A 16,822-nucleotide genomic window follows, 5' to 3' on the forward strand; every position below is an offset into this window, starting at 1 on the left:
CTTTTAATTTGGAAAGAAGGGGAAGAAAATTGGCAAAAGTATTAGAGCTACTATTCCACAAATTATTATCAATGGAAGTCCTGCTTTTACATAATCCTTAAATTTATATCCCCCAATATTATATACCATAGTGTTTGCTGGCATACCAATAGGCGTTGCATATGCCATTGATCCACCAATTACTGTAGCCATTAAAACTGCCCTTGGATCTGCTCCTATTGCCTGTGAAATGGAAAGTGAAATTGGAACCATAAGTGCAGTTGTAGCCGTGTTTGACATAAAGTTTGTGAGTGTAGCACATATTATAAAGATTATAATCAAAAGTGCCCTTGGCGATGGATTATCTCCAAGTTTTAATACAATTGTATTTGCTATTAAATCTCCTGTGCCTGTTTCTTTCAAAGCCGTAGCCAAGGCAAGAGAACCTACAAAAAGTAAAACAGTATTCATGTCAATTGACTTAATTGCATCTGAACTTGAAATAACTCCCAATACTACGAGAATAAGTGCTCCAATCCACGCTGAAACAAAAAGTTTTATTCCAATTTGTTTTTCAAATACCATTGCAAGTACTGTCAAAATCAAAATTATTAGTGAAGCCCATTGTTTCCACTCGGCTACATCTTCATAGGACTTCTCTTGTGAATAAATTGAATCTTCGTCTTCCTTTGCTGCATTGTCTGGAAGAAGTTTGTATCCAATTGTTACAAAAAATATTATTCCAACAATCAAAACTGGAAGACCTATTTTTGCATATTCAAAAAATCCAAATTCAAGTCCAATAGTTTCAAGCCCAGACTGTGCTATCATATTTCCCGGTGCCCCAATTAAGCTCAAATTTCCACCCATGGCTGCTGCAAAGACAAGAGGTAATAAAATTTTTGACCTTGGAAATTTTGTCGACTGTGATATGCCAATTAATACCGGAATTAACACTGCTGCAGTACCCGTATTAGACAAAATACCAGACATAAGTCCCGTAATAATCATTATCGCCGCTATTAGCTGTCTCTCTGTCTTGGCAAATTTTGTAACAAGACCTCCAACTCGCTGTGCCATGCCCGTTTCAAAAAATGCCGCTCCAATTATAAACATTGCGATAAATAAAAGCACATTTGAATCGGTAAAGCCTGCAAAAGCATCTTTAGCTTCTAAAACTTTTGTAAGCACAAGACCAACTGCTACAATCATAGCCGTAACCCATAGAGGAATCCTTTCCCATGCAAACATAATTATTGCAAAAAGTAAAAATCCAATGGTGATAGTTTGTGTATTCATACTAACCTCCTATATTTTCATTTGTGATTCCATTATATGGAAAGCGTTTTATAAATTCTATCTCAATAATAAGTAAAATTTTCTTTAGGAAAACAGAAAAAACAAAAGATAATTAAATATTGGCTTATTTTTTTTAATTTAATCTTAAAATTTTACATAATAATTTTTTAAAACTTCTTGAAATTCACCCTTCTATTAAATTATTATTTTCCCCGTGGAATTTTCATCTTAAAATTTTGCATATCAAAAATTTAAGATTTGAAAATATTTAATTATTCTTCATCAATAGTTTAATTTCCTTAAAACTAAAAAAACTTCGGAAAACCGAAGTCTTTAAAATTTATTTAATTTTTTCTCTAAGTCATCAATTATATCTCTGTAAACTTTCTTCTCAATTTCCAAATAATTTACATTGGCTTCAACCTTTTCAAGCTTTTCATTTTCAAAAGTAAATTCTTTTTTTGCCCGTAACCAGTGTTCATTGTCAAGGCTTAAAAAAACTTTTTTAAACTGTGCATCTATTTCAATAGTTTCCTTATCTAGACTTTCACGATACTTTGATGGAGACCTGCCAAAGCTTTCCCTAAAGGACGTGTTGAAACTTCTCACATTGGAGAAGCCATAATCTAAAGCTATTTCCGATATTTTTTTATCACTTTGTTTTAAATCTTTAGTCGCCGCAGAAAGTCTTTTTCTTTGTAAGTATTCTGTAAAGGGAATGCCAACACTATTAGAAAAAATTTCAGAAGTGTAGTTAGGATGATAACCTACGAGATCTGCTATATCATTTAGGCTAATTTTTTCTCTGTAATTTTCATCTAAATAATGAATAATCTTTTTTATTGCATCATTTTTTTCTGAGTTTTTAATATCCTCTTTATTTACTTCTTCTTTTGTAGCAAAATTTTCAATTGACTCCAAAATTATCTTGTCTGTTGCAATTGATCTCTTAATTTTACTTTCCAAGGAATTGTCATAGAAGGATTCAATAATTTCAACAAGGCTCTTTCTAATTTCACGGGCAAATTTATTGTTTCTCGAATCGCTATCAGTTGCACCCTTCCAATGATATCTTTCTCTATTTTTATCAAAGCCATCTAAAATTTTTGGGCTAAAATGTAGTACAAGTGCAATAGTTTCCTTCTCCTTAGCAAGAGTTGCATGACCTTCCTTTGAGTCGAAGAAAACTATATCTCCCTTTGAAAGATTGTAAATTTCTCCATTAAGGCAAGCTTCCAGTTTTCCATTTAAAACAACTAAACACTCTACATCTTCATGCCAATTATAGTTAAAGGCACCGACATAATAAGCGTAACATTTTATTTTATAAATTTCATTTCCAATTTCTTTTTCATAGGAAAAGTTTAATTCCTGCATTTAATCAACCTCTGCTCAATTGTATCACAAGCTTTGTTCTTATTTCTCTAATTTTTAATAATATTAAAAATCAAAGGCAGGTTTTAAAATTTAATCTTCTGTTAAATATTTTACTGCAACAGCTGCCATGGCTTTTGCACAAATTATCATTGCATCTTCTCTTATGTCAAATTTTGGATGATGGTGTGGGTAAGGGGCATCTTCTTTATGTGCTCCTACATAGAAAAAGCAAGAAGGTCTTTCTTTTGCGTAATAGGAAAAATCTTCTGATGGGGGTTGTTCTCCTCCATCGCTTATTTCTTTAACTTCAGGAATTTCTGCTTCTTTTATAGCATCCACTACTAACTCTGTCATCTCTGGGTCATTGTATAAAACTGGATAGTCATTTGCGTAATTTATTTCCACTCCTGTATTAAAGGTATCGCCAATACCCTTTGCAATTCTCTTTACTTCGGTTTCAATTACATCCTTTGTGTGATCTGACATTGCCCTAACATCGCCTATTACCGTTACTGAATCCTTTATAATATTAAAAGTTCCTTCTCCTTCAAAGGATCCAATTGTTATAACTCCATTTTCAAAGGGTGAAAGTCTTCGTGATACAATAGTTTGTACTGCAGTTACAAAATATGATGCTGCAACTATGGCGTCATTGGATAGATGTGGCATTGATCCATGTCCACCTACTCCTTGAAACTTTACGCTAAATTTCGCTCTGCCCGTTTGCGTATTGCCTTTGTGGTACTGAACTGTCCCAAAGGGCATTGCTGACATTACGTGAATTCCAAAAACATTGTCTACACCATCGAGGACTCCAGCTTCTATCATTTGTTTTGCTCCCCCTGGAGGTGCTTCTTCTGCATGTTGGTGTATTATTACTATTTTTCCTCTTAATCTATCTTTTTTCTCTAGCAATATATCTGCCAATAGCATTAAGTAGGCTGTATGTGCATCGTGACCACAGGCGTGCATTACCCCTTCATTCTTTGATGCAAAGGAAAGTCCCGTTTCTTCCTTTATGGGAAGTGCATCAAAATCTGCCCTTAAGGCAATAGTCTTGCCAGGTTTTTTTGTGTCAATTACAACTCTAAGACCATAGCCTCCCATATTTGTTGTAACTTCAACATCCTTGTCCTTGTAATAATCTTCAAGATATTGTGCTGTTTCTTTTTCTTCAAAGGAAAGCTCGGCATTCTTGTGGATATGGCGACGATGCTCTACCATTTCGTCTTGTCTTTTATCGATTTCTTCAAAAATTTCTCTTAATAAACTTTTTTCCATAATGTGTACTTTTACTTCCTTTTATATGATTTTAATTATAATGGGAACTACATTTTGTAGTCCCAATTAGTCTTTCTTAAAAAATTCTACGCCTGCTGTAAAGATATCTTCTATTTCAATTCCAGCTATGTTCTTAAAGGTACCTTCTACAACTCTTTCGCTATGTCCCATTTTTCCTAAGATTTTTCCATCTCTTGATATCAAGGCTTCTACATTTAATAGCGATCCATTTGGTGCGTCTTTATAACAAATTGCAACTTGTTCCTCTGCTAATATTTCCTTTACCTTGTCTTCACTTGCGATAAATCTTCCTTCGCCGTGAGAAATTGGAACTTTATAAGTTTTTCCAACTTCAAGTTTTTGAAGCCATGGTGAATTATTTGACATTACAACTGTGTCCACTATTCTTGCAATATGTCTGTTGCAAGTGTTATAAGTTAGTGTTGGGTCGTCTTCTTCAAGATCTTTTATTTCTCCGTAAGGAAGTAAGCCCGTCTTAATTAATGCTTGAAATCCATTACAAATTCCAAGTATTAATCCGTCATTGTCTGTAAGTAATTTTTCGATTGCTGATTTAACTTTATCTGATCTAATTACATTTGCTATAAATTTGCCAGATCCTCCAGGTTCGTCGCCAAGTGAAAATCCTCCAGGTATTGCAAGAATTTGTGCATTAGAAATTTTTGCTGCCAATTCTTCTATGGATTCCTTTACCTTTTCATTGTTCTTATTTTTAAACACTACTACTTCTGCTTTTGCTCCTGCTCTTTCAAAGGCTCTAGCTGTGTCATATTCTGAGTTTGTGCCAGGAAAAGCTGGTATTATTACCTTGACAATGTCCACTGGTTTTTTGGACTTCATTCTTCTCTTTGGCACTTCTTTCTGTTTTACTTCAGCTAGTTTATTTGTGTCAACTGGCTTGAAAATTTTGTCCATTGTGTTTAAATAAGCTCTTTTTAATTTTTCTAAATCCAATTCACTGCCATTTACTTTCATCTTTTGGTCATCTCTAAATTCGCCAATTTTTTCTATAAATTCTCTATCCTCTAGATATTCAACTATAAAAGATCCGTAAAGTGGTGAATAAAGATCTTCAACTTGTAAATTAAAGCCTACATTATCTATTGCCATTTCGAAAATTTGTGGAAGTGTTCCCTTGTGATTTATTGCTGCAGCAGAAATTACATTGCCCTTCCTTATTTCCTTTTGTAAGTTTATAAAATTTTCCTTAGTTTCTTCAAGGTTAAGGGTGCCAATGTGTTCTCTTTCAGCCTTTATAATGCCAATTTTGCCCTTGCCCTTAAATTCTGGACTTATTATATTTTTTGCATCCACTGTATTTACTGCAAAGGAAATAAGTGTTGGGGGCACCTTTATATCTTCAAAAGTTCCACTCATGGAGTCCTTGCCTCCAATTGGAGGTGCGTCAAAATATCTTGATGCTGTTAATGCTCCAAGAAGTGATTTAAGTGGCTTTGGCCAAGATTTTGCATTGTCCATTTTTTCGTAAAATTCTTGGAAGGAAAGTCTTATTCCAGAAAGTGGTGCACCTGATGCAATGAGTTTTGCAATAGATTCTATTACTGCATAATATCCACCAAGATATTGTGATTCTTCAGATAACTTTGGATTAAATCCATAACTCATTACAGAAGCTGTTTTGCTATCTCCATTATCAACTGGTATAAGTGCTGCCATAACTTGTGCCGGCGTGTTTTGTTTACTACCTCCAAGTGGTTGAAGTACAGTCGCCGCTCCCACAGATGAATCAAATCTTTCAATCATGTTTTTCTTTGAAGTGATATTTAAATCAGCTAAATATTTTTCTAAATCTTTGACGCCATCTTTATTTACTAAAAATTCTGGGAAATCTTCAGATAGGACTTCAACTTTCTCTCTTCTTTTTGCTCCAGTTTGGTTTACAAAATCGTAGCTCATGTCGCAGATAATTTCATCTTCGTAATACATTTTTAGCCTGCCATCGCCAGTTACTCTTGCAACAACTGTACTTTCCAAATTTTCTTTGTCGCTAAGCTCCATAAATGTATCCACGTCTTTTTTATCTACAACTACTGCCATTCTCTCTTGAGATTCAGAAATTGCAATTTCTTTAGGCTTTAGTCCCATGTATTTTAATGGAACTTTGTCCAGTTTAACTTCGATTGAATTTGCAAGTTCTCCTATGGCAACGGAAACTCCACCTGCACCAAAGTCATTACATTTTTTTATTAATTTTGCGGCCTTAGGATTTCTAAATAATCTTTGAATTTTTCTCTCTTCAGGTGCATTTCCCTTTTGCACTTGTGCAGATTCTGTCTGTATAGACTCTACATTATGCGATTTTGATGATCCTGTCGCTCCTCCAATTCCATCTCTACCAGTTCTGCCACCGAGTAAAATTATTACATCGCCTTCAGTTGGTTCTATTCTCTGTACATTTTCAAGGGGACAAGCTGCAATTACTGCACCTGTTTCCATTCTCTTTGCCACATAGCCTGGGTGATATAATTCGTCGACAAGTCCAGTTGCTACTCCAACTTGGTTTCCATAGGATGAATAACCTATTGCAGCTTCTGTTACGATTTTCTTTTGTGGAAGTTTTCCCTTTAAAGTTTTTTCAATTGGAGTGAAGGGATCTCCTGCACCAGTAACTCTCATGGCTTGATATACATAACTTCTTCCAGAAAGAGGATCTCTTATTGCTCCACCTAGACAAGTGCTAGCTCCTCCAACGGGCTCAATTTCAGTTGGGTGATTATGGGTTTCATTTTTAAACATAAGAAGGTAATCTCGAAGTTCTTCTTTGCCATCAACTTCTACCTTTATTTTAATTTTTACAGAGCAAGCATTTATTTCTGATGAAACTTCTAAATCGTCAAGCTTGCCCTTTTTCCTAAGTTCCTTTGCAAGAATTGTGCCAAGGCTCATTAAGGTAATTGGCTTTTTGATGTCAAGTTCTTTTCTAATTTCTAGATAAGAGTCAAAGGCTCTTTTAATTTCTTTGTCTAATTCAGTAACTACGTTAAAATCAATGTCAAGTTCTGTGTTAAAAGTTGTGTGCCTACAATGATCTGACCAATAAGTGTCTATTATTGCAATTTCTGTTTCATTTGGATCTCTGTCTTCTTCTATAAAATAATTTTGAAGCACCTTTAAGTCCTCTGGACTCATGGCGAGGGATTTTTCTTCTACAAATTTCTTTAGCCCCTCTTCATCTAATTTATTAAATCCTTGGTAGACAAGATTTTCGTGATTTTTCTTTGCATCTTCTCTTAAAATTACCTCTTCAAAAACATCAACTTCTTTAGAGTCAACGGGATTTATGAGAAAGTTTTTGATTTTCTCAAGTTCATCTTTATTTACACCGCCAATATCATAAACTTCTGTAACCTTTGCCCTAACTTTTTCGTCAGTGAAAAGTGCAATAGTTTGAACTAAACCATCTTCTCTATTGTCAAATTGCCCAGCTTGATATTGAATGCCAATGGGATTTTCAAAGGAATCCTCTAATTTTTTATAGTCTTCATAATATACTTCTTCCACTGGCGCTTCGTAAAACACAGTGGCCATAGTCTTATCAAGAGTTTCCTCTGATATATCTACATCGTATCTTCTGTAAGTTTTTAAATAAGTGGAGTCAATTCCAAGAGAAGTTTTGATTTCTTCTCTAAGTGATTTTGACTCGTGATCGAATTCATCTTTTTTTGTAATATAAATTCTCTTAATATTATTTTTCATATTCAACTAACTCCTTTGGTTCAACTGCATAATCGCCATTAAAGCATGCTTTGCAGAAAACATCTTCTTTCATCAGAGTCGCATCTAACATTCCCTTCATTGAAATAAAAGCAAGAGAATCTGCGCCAATTCGCCTTCTCATTTCCTCAACAGAATAATTTGCTGCGATAAGTTTTTTTCTCGATGGCGTATCAATTCCATAAAAACAAGGGTACTTTACTGGAGGAGAAACTATTCTCATGTGGACTTCCTTTGCACCAGCTTTTTTCATCCTCATGATTAGGTTTTTGGAAGTTGTGCCTCTAACTATTGAATCATCTACTAAAATAATTCTCTTATCTCTTAAAACTGTTTCAAGGGGATTTAGTTTTAATTTTACAGAAAGTTCTCTTTCTTCAGGTGTTGGCTTGATAAAAGTTCTTCCCATATATCTATTCTTTACAAGACCTTCGGCAAAGGGAATTCCTGACTCTTGAGCATAGCCCATTGCTCCAGGTGTGCCTGAATCTGGAACAGCGATTACGAGATCAGCATCAACGGGTGCTTCCTTAGATAAAATTTCTCCACATCTTCTTCTAAAGTTATAGGAATTTACACCGTCAAGAGTTGCATCAGTTCTTGCAAAATATACATATTCAAAAATGCAATGTTGTCTTTTTTCTTTTTCAAAAAATTCAGAGTGAATGCCCTTTTTATCTACAACAATAATTTCTGAAGGTTCAACATCTCTTATGGCATCAGTTCCAATTATTTCAAGAGGAGCATTTTCAGATGCAATAATTACTTCTCCATTTTTTGCCCTTCCAATTAAAAGTGGTCTATATCCATAAGGATCTCTGAAAGCAACGAGTTTGTCCTCAAAAAGCATTACAACGCTGTAAGCACCTTTGATCCTCGACATAGTTTTTTTCACAGCTTCAATTATGTCGCCAGTATAATATTTTGCAACAAGTGACAAAATTACTTCTGTGTCAATTGCAGTTTGAAAAAGCATTCCTTCATCTTCAAGTTCTTTTCTTATTGACTTGTGATTTACTAGATTTCCGTTGTGAGCAAGGGCAAATTCTCTGTTTTTTGAGAAGGCAAGTAGTGGTTGTGAATTATATTCATAGGATCCACCTGCAGTTGCATAGCGCACATGACCTATTCCAATATTTCCCTTTAATTTAATAAAACTTTCATCGTCAAAATTATCGTAAACAAGTCCCATGCCCTTATCCAGCACCATATTTTTTCCGTCAAAGACACATATACCACTAGCTTCTTGTCCTCTGTGTTGAAGAGAATTAAGACCGTAAAATAATTTTTTGCTCACATCACTTTGTGAGTAAATTCCAATAACTCCACACATTAAATTGACACCTCTTCATTAAACCTAAAAATTTCAATAAAATAAAAATCTTCCATTTTTCCTCCAACTAAAAAAGCTCATCAAAAGATGAGCACAGCTAAATATTTAAAAGAAAATTAGTCGCAAAAATTGCGTTAAGAAGTCCACGAGGCCTATCCATAAAACTATTTGTAAACGCAGGGCAAAAAAGCATACAACTAATCCTCCATAAAGTAATAAAATTATTATATCATAAAATTTTTAGATTGTACTGTTCAAAAATAAATATTGAATAAATCTCAATTTCTTTTGTCCTTTGCAGCATTTATATCTACCATAAAAATTGAAAGCATTGTATAAAGTAACCATGTATTATTTGGATAACTTAAATAAACTGGCTCCCAATTTGGAGAAAATTTTTCCTTATAAGCTCGAAGTCCTTCAAAGGAATAAAATTTGTATCCAAACTTGTAAACTAAGTAGGCAAATTTCTCTTCCACAAAACTATTTGAGTTAATTCCAACATTGGATAGAGGTGCCATTCCCAGTTCAAAATATTTTTTGCCTTCGTCTTTAAAATGCAAAAAGAGTTGCAAAAACAAATAATCCATAATACCGCTTGGCGAAATATCTCTATCGTATCTCATTAAATCAATTGTCGCCCAAGTTTTATTTGGATTGGGCATAATATTTGCAAAAGCAAGTATTTTTCCAGTCTCATCTCTTGCAATTGCAATGTCGCATAAATTAAAATAATCCCTATTAAAATATCCAATAGAAAAACCCTTCTCTCTCTTGCCTTCTAACCAGTTGTCAGAAATTTTTTCTAAAACATCTAAAAATTCATCATCAAAGGGACCTTTTACAACTTCAAAGGTATATCCTAATTTGTTGAATTTTGAAAGGGCATTTCTTTGAGATTTATGTTCTCTTCCCTCCAAATTAAATTTTTGGAGATCAAGTGTTGCCGTCTCTCCAAATTTTATAAAAGAAAATCCAAAATCGTGAAGCATAATAGTTTCATCTTGACTTACTTCATAAAAAATCGGCTTGTAATCGTATATATCTGCTTCTTCCACAAATTTTTGCAATAGTTTGTCAAAATCATTTTTATTTCCAAAGGGTTCGCCCATTACAATTACCCTGTCTCTATATGTAGAAATAGAAATTCCACAAGTTGGCACGCCGTCTTCTTCATAATAGTAAATTTCCTTGTCTCCAACTAGTGCCAGACCTGACTCTGGATTGCATTCGTAAGTCGATAAAATATTTAAAACTTTATCTACATCTAGCTTTTCTCCAAGCTTTATTTTCTTTCCCTTTAAGTAAAACAAAAGAAGTCGAATAGAAAAAACTAATATAATAAAAATTATTGAAAATCTTGCAAAGCTCTTTTCAAAGGGGATTAAAAGGAAATCCCTATAATTTATTGGTCTCAATTTATAATTTATAACCATGAAATAAATTGTAATTACAGAAATTACAACAAAAAATAAGGTATCAATTGTAATCGCTTCAAAGGAATAGACAAGTTGTTTTCTGTTGGGAGTTTTTCTCGTAAAAAAGGCGAGGAAAATTACCAAAATTAAAAATATAAGCTCGATTATTCCAAAACCACTTAAAAAAGAATATATTAAGGCGAGAATGAGAAAAACCAAAGTTACCTTAGTTGCCCTTTCTACCTCTTCTCTATTGGCACGTCCCAAAATTATAAAACACACTCCAAAAATTAAACTTGGAAATTGGTAAATCAAATTTGCATTTATTGGACTAAATTGACTTAACCAATAATGTTCAGAAAGCTCCTCTGGAATTGTCGCTGACAAAATCATAAAAGTCCCAGCAATATATAGCATAAAGGACAAAATATCAAGCCCTATTGACTTTATAACTCTTGAAGGAATATTGTCATTTTTCTCGTCAAAAATGCACCCAAGATCGTGTATAAAAAATACAAGTCCAAAGGTAAAGGGAATAATATAATAAAAAATTCTATAAAGCAAAAGCCATGTGAGAACAATCTCGCTATCAATCCCAATGCTGTTAAAGATAGTTAAAATTACAAGTTCAAAGGAGCCAAGTCCACCTGGAATAAAGGATGAAATCCCAATTATATTTGCAATGACAAAGGCAGAAATTATCACAAATAAATTTAACTTTACTCCAAGGAAAAATCCAATTGTATAGAAAAAAAGTGCCGCTAGCAACCATTCGCAAATTGAAACTAAAGATACTTCCATTGCATATTTTTTGGAGATAGAAAACTCTCCATCATTTCTAATTTTTGATACAAAAAATAAAACTGGATAATATAAAATTGCACCGAGAAGCCAGATTTTATAATTAATTAAAATTTTGCTCTTATAGAAAATTAAAAATATTAAGGATGATACTGCCAAAAAAGAAAGACCTGCAATATCAAAGAAAAATGACTTTACCAAAAACTTTAAAAAGTTCTTGCCATCCTTTTCTTCGCCAAAATATCTCATTCTCAGTCCAATATTTATCACACCGCCAAAGCCAATTAAGTTGTTAAAAGAATTTACTGTGATAGATCTTTTTATTATGTATCCCTTATCTCTATCTAATTTTAAAAAATTATTTAAGAGAATATCATAAAAAACCATTGGTAAAAAGGCAATAAATCCCAATATTGCCATTGTAAAAATCTTTATTATAGAAATTTCATAAAAAATATTTGAAACCTCTTCAAAAGAAATTTCCTTTCTCAGTTTTGTAAATTCAAGAATTACTAAAAGAATTACACCAAATAAAAATATTGGCTTAATTCCCTTAGCAAATTTTTTAAATTTATCCATTACTTCACCTCTTTTTTCAAAAAATCAAGAACCACCTTATTGTATTCCTCAGGGTTTGTCCTAGCAACTTTGTGTCCGTGATTTTTTACTATATATAATTTAGATTTTTTTATTTTTTTAGCAATCTTGTAAAAATTTTTAATGTATATTAAATCTCTTTCGCCAGCAATAATTAAAACTGGAAAATCAAATTTTTTGTAGTCGCTATCTCTAATTTGTATTTTATCAAAAATCAGTTTATAGATTGAAAAATAATTTCTAAGACCTGTAAAAATTTTGGATAAAATCTTTAAATTATAATAAAAAATGTAACTTAAAATTCTTGGAATAAATTTCACCTGCGAAAAATCTTTATTGGGAGAATTTAAAATAAGTCTTTTAACTCTTTTTGGATAATTTTTCGCAAAGGTGAGGGCTAGATTTGCTCCATCAGAAAATCCTAAAATATTCGCACATTGAATTTTTAAATTATCTAAGACATCTAAAACATCCTTTGACAAGTCTTCAAAGTTTAAATTATAGCCCTTATCGCTTTTTCCGTGACCTCTAGTGTCCATGGCTATGACCTTAAAATCTCTTTTAAACCCAATAATTTGCTTGTCAAAAAAACTAGAATCATTTCCATTTCCATGGAGAAGTAGAAGGGGCTCGCCACTTCCAATAATTCTTGTAAAAATCTTCGCTCCATCACGCATTAAAATAAATTTATTCAAATCCCTCACCTCCATTTATTTTACCACCTTTAAAATATTTTATTCCTTTTTCCACAAAAAAAAGATGCTTCACAGCACCTTTAAGAAAATTATTAAATTAAATGTCAGATTATGAAAGCAAATTTACTATAACCCTTGATATTTCAGCTCTAGTAATATAATCCTTTGGAGCAAAGTTTCCATCATCTCTTCCTTCAAACAATCCCCTGCTCACAGCTTTTTCAACTTCGTCCTTTGCCCAATCTGAAATTTTAGATTTATCTTTAAATTCTATTTTTTTAAATTCTTTTCTTTCAATTCCAAATTTTTCAAAATATCTATTTATTATAGCTGCAACTTCTTCTCTCGTTATTTCACGATTTGGTTTAAATTCATTGTCTTCGTAACCATATATAATTCCTTTTTTATTTGCCCAAATTACATAGCCATTTTCATCAGAATTTTTGTCCATGTCTTTAAATACTTCTTCGCTATAATCTTTTGGATTTACATTTTGCATTTTAGCAAGTGCTTTTACAAGTTCCATCCTAGTCGATTTTCTATTTGGATAGAACTTTCCGTTATATAAATCCATGAGATTTTTATCTAAAACCTTACTAATAAATTCTTCTGCCCAATGATTTTTATAATCTTTTTCATCATCTTTTTTTATTTCATTTTTTGTTTCTTTATTATTTTCAGTTAATATTGAAGTTACCTTTACTGGATAAGTTTTTTCATGATGGCTCCTTATAAATAAATTATCTTGTAAATTTTCCTTTGAATTATCTGTAATAATTTCAGCATTGTCCTTTATTTCAGTCCAAGGAATTTCTATTCTATCATCTTTTTTGTCATCTGCATTGTTTTCTCTTTCAAATTTTTTTGCAAAATCAAATCTTTCATTAAAGTTTAAAGATATTACATCGTCATTTCCCTTGCCCATCATATAATTTACATCAAAAAAAGTCTTTTCACCTTCAGATAAAGTTGCTGCATATGGTGAATAAGTTTTTAGAAAAATTTTATTTGCATCTTCGTCAAATTCAGCATATTTAAAAAATCCATTTCCACCATTATAAGAGAATTGATAATCAGCTAAAACTGTTAATACTGGCTTTTTATTGTCGTTCATATAAATCTTATTTCCTGCGCCATGGTAATGACCAGAAACCGTCATAAACACTTGATCATATTTTTTAATTATCTTCCAAATTTCTTCTCCAACTCCAGAAAACTCTACTGAAGATGGTTCTGTATCTGAACAATCTACTATGTTATGTGATACAATTATTGTTGGATTTTCTTTATTGTTCTTTAAAAGATTTTCAAACCACTCTCTGTCACGACCAAGGTCATACCAAGAAAGTCCAATTATTAAATATTCATAGGATCCAGCTCTAACTTTCATATAAGAGGACCTACCAGAGGGAGAGTCGTTTACAACATAATTTGCTTTTTCCAGAAACTCTGAATCTTTTCCATAATATTCTTTATAAAATAAATCTCGTGGTCTATTATTTGGATTTAGATAAAAGGCCTTATTATCATATCCAAATCCAGCTTCAGGTAGATAATCGTGATTTCCTGGAATTATCATCGTTTTGATTTTTGAATCAGCAAGTTTGTAAAAAATATTTTTAGAATCTTCAAATTGTTCTTTAGAATCATAATCTTCAACTATATCTCCAAGATGTGAAACAGCCTTAATATTTCCCTTATCAGCATCCTTTATTAGTCCTTCAATAGCTTTATTCATTACATCTTTTTTAAATTTAATTGTGTTTTGTGTGTCAGGTAAAAATACAAAGTTGTAATTGTTTTTGTTTTCTAAGGAAAACTCTTTGTTTGAACCAAAATCACCAGCAAGTTTTTCAGGATTAGGTATTATCCATTTGCTTTTATCTAATGCTCCCCTAGAAATTTTAATAGTCTGAATATTCCCGTTTAAAAATTTGTCTAGAGTTTGAAATCCTTCTTTCCACCAAGATGAACCCACTCTAAATCTTCCATCGTTTGAATCTGCAAAAATTCCCTTCATAGCACCCTTATCTGTTGAATCATAATTTCTAAAGGATTCAGCTCCATTTAAATAAGACTTAATATTTCCCTCGTTGTCGCAAGTTATTGCAACATGATACCATTGACCACCCTTATCCATGGCAATTGACCAAACGGAAGAATCCATCATATGTGAATCATCAGCATTTGCTGTTAAATATTGAACTTCTTTACAATTTGAAACTGCAATAGAAGTTGAACCAAGCTGTGGTTCATCCATTGTCTTTACATTTTTGGTGTCTGCAACTTGTCTTGCAAGAATGCCCATCCATTTGTCATTATTAGTCCAGTCCTTTGGCAAATAATATAAAATTTCAATTGTGTAACCATCTCTAAAAATTTCGCTATTTATTGGTGCTTCATTAACTGTAATAAAATCTGCCCCCTTATCCTTTGCTACACCAGAAAATTCAATTGAACCCTTTCCATTAGTGGATTCATCTGAAAATTTAAGATAATCTTCCCATTTTTCTGCATTCTTGTCATTAGTTAAATGTCCACCTGTATAAGTTTGCATTATTAAGTCATTATTATTTCCACTTGCATCTTTAATTATAAGATCACCCTCAGATATAGATCCTGTCGAATTATCCCTATTAAAATTCCACTCTGCTATAACATTTTTCTCTGCAAAAATAGAATTTGGCATTAAAAAAATCCACATTGCCACAAATAAAAATAATGAGCATGCTTTTACTTTTAAATTATTTTTCACTTTTATACCTCCATGATTATTTTTCACTGCTAATATAGATTAACTTTGTCTAATTTAAGATAAGAAAAGGTAAAAAATAGGTAAATCAAAATTTGTTTCATTATTTTTTGCAAGAAAAAAGAGCAAACTTTACATGTCTGCTCTTTAAAAGTACTATTTAATTTTTACTAAAATAATTTTTTAATTAGTAAGCAAAAATTATTCTTCAATAGAAATTTTTGATGCTCCATTAATTTTAATATTTAAGTCATAATATTTTGTAAGTGCTTTAATCATATAAACTGGATCCTTTACGCCAGCTGTTTCATAATTTGAGTGCATTGCAAGTTGTGGAAGTCCAATGTCAACTGCGTGAAGTGAAACTTGTGTGTTAGATAGGTTTCCAAGAGTTGAACCTCCTTGCATATTACTTCTATTTGCAAAGTGTTGAACTGGTACATCTGCTAAAGCACAAATCTTTTTAAATACTGCTTGTGAAAAAGCATCTGATGTATATTTTTGATTTGCCGCTTCTTTTATAACAATTCCCTTGTTCATGAAAGTTTTATTTTCATCATCAGTTAATTCTTTATGATTTGGATGAACTGCGTGGGCATTGTCTGCACTTATTAAGAAGGATTTTGCCACAGCCTTGTGGTATTCTTCTTCCTCAAAGCCAAGAGATGCATTAAGTCTTTTTAATGTGTCGTGAAGTAATGTACTCATTGCACCTTGTTTTGTATTTGAACCAACTTCTTCGTTGTCAAAGCAACAGTAGACATTTACTGCCTTATCATTTGACCCTTGAATAAAGGCTTTAAGTGAAGTAAAAGCACATTCTAAGTCGTCAAGTTTAGGTGAAGATATGAATTCATCCTTGTATCCCCAAATTTTTCCTTCCTGTCTATTTACTAAGAATAAATCTTTAGAAATAATTTGATCAACCTTTATTCCAAGTTCATCAGCGATCATTTTATCATAATCACCTTTTTTCATTGCTCCTGTAGTAAATAATGGAAGCAAATCCACTTGTCTATTATAATTATAGCCCTTATTTACATCTCTATTCATATGGATTGCTACATTTGGAATAATTAAAATATCTTTGTCTATATATAAAAGTTTAGATACAATCTCATCTTTTTCTTCAACTAGCACTCTTCCTGCTATTGTAAGAGGTTTGTCAAACCAAACGGAGTCAATTGGTCCTCCATATACTTCAACATTTAACTTTATATAATCTCCAGGTCCTTCAAGTTCTGGAATACTCTTAACTTTAAATGTTGGAGAATCAGAGTGGGAAGCTACTAGTTGATAGTGATAGTCCGAAAGATCCTTACCTACTTTAAATGCAATTACACTAGAATCATTTCTAGTTGTGTAATAATTTTTGCCCTTTTCAATATTCCAACTTTCACCTTCTCTTATTTCAATAAAGTTTTCTGCGTCAAGATAAGATTTTACAGTGTCAATTGTGTGGAACATACTTGCACTTTTTCTAATAAATTCTAACAATTCCTTTGAAGTTTCTAAATAATTCATGCTTCCTCCT

At 32.3% G+C, this 16,822-nt stretch carries 9 protein-coding genes; all 9 read right to left on the minus strand.

From position 1 onward, the window contains the following. Positions 1 to 3 precede the first annotated feature (3 nt). Complete coding sequence (locus BIV18_RS05500) at positions 4 to 1,278, minus strand: SLC13 family permease (protein ID WP_075659656.1); 1,275 nt, start codon at positions 1,276 to 1,278, stop codon at positions 4 to 6. A 333-nt stretch (positions 1,279 to 1,611) separates the two neighbouring features. Then, positions 1,612 to 2,655 (minus strand): AraC family transcriptional regulator, encoded by a 1,044-nt coding sequence (locus BIV18_RS05505; protein WP_075659657.1) that lies wholly within the window; start codon positions 2,653 to 2,655, stop codon positions 1,612 to 1,614. Positions 2,656 to 2,745: 90 nt separating this feature from the next. Then, entirely contained in the window at positions 2,746 to 3,936 is a 1,191-nt protein-coding gene (locus BIV18_RS05510; protein WP_075659658.1) for an amidohydrolase, read from the minus strand. A 66-nt stretch (positions 3,937 to 4,002) separates the two neighbouring features. Next, entirely contained in the window at positions 4,003 to 7,674 is a 3,672-nt protein-coding gene (locus BIV18_RS05515; protein ID WP_075659659.1) for a phosphoribosylformylglycinamidine synthase, read from the minus strand. Continuing rightward, on the minus strand, positions 7,664 to 9,025 hold the full coding sequence (purF, locus tag BIV18_RS05520) for an amidophosphoribosyltransferase (protein ID WP_075659660.1): 1,362 nt from the start codon (positions 9,023 to 9,025) through the stop codon (positions 7,664 to 7,666). Before purF ends, BIV18_RS05515 begins: the two co-directional genes overlap by 11 nt. Before the next feature lie 278 nt (positions 9,026 to 9,303). Further along, positions 9,304 to 11,823 (minus strand): bifunctional lysylphosphatidylglycerol flippase/synthetase MprF, encoded by a 2,520-nt coding sequence (mprF, locus tag BIV18_RS05525; RefSeq protein WP_075659661.1) that lies wholly within the window; start codon positions 11,821 to 11,823, stop codon positions 9,304 to 9,306. Beyond that, the gene (locus BIV18_RS05530; protein WP_235860837.1) at positions 11,823 to 12,545 is read right to left on the minus strand and encodes an alpha/beta fold hydrolase; all 723 of its coding nucleotides are present in this window, start codon (positions 12,543 to 12,545) and stop codon (positions 11,823 to 11,825) included. The genes mprF and BIV18_RS05530 overlap by 1 nt, the downstream gene beginning before the upstream one ends. Positions 12,546 to 12,645: 100 nt before the next feature. After that, positions 12,646 to 15,291, minus strand: a complete 2,646-nt coding sequence (locus tag BIV18_RS05535) for an S-layer homology domain-containing protein (RefSeq protein ID WP_075659663.1) — start codon at positions 15,289 to 15,291, stop codon at positions 12,646 to 12,648. A gap of 198 nt (positions 15,292 to 15,489) precedes the next feature. Then, on the minus strand, positions 15,490 to 16,812 hold the full coding sequence (locus BIV18_RS05540; protein ID WP_075659664.1) for a M18 family aminopeptidase: 1,323 nt from the start codon (positions 16,810 to 16,812) through the stop codon (positions 15,490 to 15,492). Between the last annotated feature and the right edge of the window lie 10 nt (positions 16,813 to 16,822).

The sequence above is a fragment of the Peptoniphilus grossensis genome (assembly GCF_001940285.1).
Lineage (GTDB): Bacteria > Bacillota > Clostridia > Tissierellales > Peptoniphilaceae > Peptoniphilus_A > Peptoniphilus_A faecalis.

Excerpts from the sequence above, each read along its gene's own strand:
- BIV18_RS05500 (WP_075659656.1), bottom strand. The coding sequence starts at position 1,278 with ATGAATACACAAACTATCACCATTGGATTTTTACTTTTTGCAATAATT.
- BIV18_RS05505 (WP_075659657.1), bottom strand. The coding sequence starts at position 2,655 with ATGCAGGAATTAAACTTTTCCTATGAAAAAGAAATTGGAAATGAAATT.
- BIV18_RS05510 (WP_075659658.1), bottom strand. The coding sequence starts at position 3,936 with ATGGAAAAAAGTTTATTAAGAGAAATTTTTGAAGAAATCGATAAAAGA.
- BIV18_RS05515 (WP_075659659.1), bottom strand. The coding sequence starts at position 7,674 with ATGAAAAATAATATTAAGAGAATTTATATTACAAAAAAAGATGAATTC.
- purF (WP_075659660.1), bottom strand. The coding sequence starts at position 9,025 with ATGTGTGGAGTTATTGGAATTTACTCACAAAGTGATGTGAGCAAAAAA.
- mprF (WP_075659661.1), bottom strand. The coding sequence starts at position 11,823 with ATGGATAAATTTAAAAAATTTGCTAAGGGAATTAAGCCAATATTTTTA.
- BIV18_RS05540 (WP_075659664.1), bottom strand. The coding sequence starts at position 16,812 with ATGAATTATTTAGAAACTTCAAAGGAATTGTTAGAATTTATTAGAAAA.